This is a genomic window from Pseudoalteromonas sp. S558 (assembly GCF_005886635.1).
Taxonomy (GTDB): domain Bacteria; phylum Pseudomonadota; class Gammaproteobacteria; order Enterobacterales; family Alteromonadaceae; genus Pseudoalteromonas; species Pseudoalteromonas aliena.
Genome location: NZ_PNDU01000441.1, coordinates 1 through 1,467, shown reverse-complemented (window position 1 = coordinate 1,467; position 1,467 = coordinate 1). Strand labels below are relative to the sequence as shown.

The 1,467-nt window shown below is 36.9% G+C and carries 2 protein-coding genes; one reads left to right on the top strand and one right to left on the bottom strand.

Annotated features, from left to right (window positions below; all coding sequences use genetic code 11):
- Nucleotides 1–114 precede the first annotated feature (114 nt).
- A complete protein-coding gene (locus CWB66_RS20525) occupies nucleotides 115–351 on the bottom strand; it encodes a uroporphyrinogen decarboxylase (RefSeq protein ID WP_077535816.1) in 237 nt (78 codons plus the stop codon).
- 283 nt (nucleotides 352–634) lie between these two features.
- Between CWB66_RS20525 and CWB66_RS20520 the strand changes: the two genes are divergently transcribed.
- Nucleotides 635–1,291 carry a Crp/Fnr family transcriptional regulator gene (locus tag CWB66_RS20520; RefSeq protein ID WP_077535817.1) on the top strand — a complete coding sequence of 219 codons (657 nt, stop codon included), beginning with the start codon at nucleotides 635–637 and terminating at the stop codon, nucleotides 1,289–1,291.
- The last annotated feature ends 176 nt before the right edge of the window (nucleotides 1,292–1,467 follow it).

Here is a 1,467-nt window from a genome sequence, read left to right as displayed (position 1 = left end):
AGGGACGATTTAATCGCGGCGCGAGGTTTGTAACCTAGTGGGCTAAGTAAAAATCGAGCAACAAAGAGTTAATCGTCCCTAGAAAGAACCCAAAGGGCAGCCTCGCAATTGGTATTAGCTTTTAGGAGCTTCAACTTTAGGCTGGCGATATATTTTTATGATGTGATAAATATTTACGAGCGACAACAAGCCATTAGTAAAAATCACTGGCGCTGCATCTATGGCAACACCATATGCCGTAAATACCATACAACCAAACATGTTGTACCAACGTAGCTTTACTACATCGGTCATTGTTAATGATGCAACCAATAAAGCTGATGCAATATAACCTAAATATTCCCAACTCAATTGTTCTCTCCTAGGCTTTAGGTTAGCATTACATTACTGCTAACTTATGGCACTTATAAGTATTGCAAAATTACAACGAAATAAAAAAGCCAACTTGCTCAAAAAACCTTAAAAAAACTGTCGGCAACTGCCAACAACTTCCTAAATCATTACACGGGAAATGAAGGTAAATAATATTATTAGCAAAACTAATAATAGTAGCAAGTTAGCATAAATTCTTAGAGCCGTAATGCTAACGTCATTAAGGTGTAATAAATAGGACATTTGTCCGAAGAGCGCATTGATGTTTCAATACCATTTTTCTAGTTATCTTGTTGAACAGCTATTAACCTTTGCAGGTAGTAGCTATCAACAATCAAAAAAAGAAGTCCTGATCCACCAAGATCAGCCTTTAAGCAAGCTTGTGCTTGTACGCAGTGGCACTGTGTCGTTTAGTTACGACGTAGGTAATGGACGACGCCTACTATTAGGACAATTGGATTGTAACAATACACTTATTGGTGAAATAGAAGCGCTGAACAATAATCCGTGTATTTATACGGTGACCTGTTTTAGTGATGTAACTTATAACCTTATTGAGTTAAGGCATTGGCGTGCTTTATTACTTGAAAAACCAGAACTAAGTTTATACACAGCACAAACTATAGCGGCTAAATTTCAAGAGAATCAAAAAATCAATTTAGATAAGCTATTGCTACCACTGAGCTACAACATAGCAAAAGATTGTTTATTAAGAGCCGAGAACAATAACCCTACGCTACTTAGAGCCTACCCTACTGTAAACGCTGAAGCTGAGCGCTTTGCCACCACGGAGCGAGCTTACAGGCGCGTTGTAACAGAACTGGTAGAAAAAGATCTCGTGCTAAGAAGTACCGATGGACTACAAGCAGTCGATATACCTAGGCTCAGTAAATACGTAGACAGTTTTGCTCAACTTTAATACCAATCTGCTTATATATGGGGTCTATTTAACGTCAAGAAAATTACGCTAGAATTAGGCAAAAATTTTTGTATCTAGTTGTTCTAAATATAAAATTTTTAACGACGTTATAGTGCAATTTAATTCGTTAAATTGTTCAAAGATTTATGCAGGTTGGTATAAAACTATTGATTTGC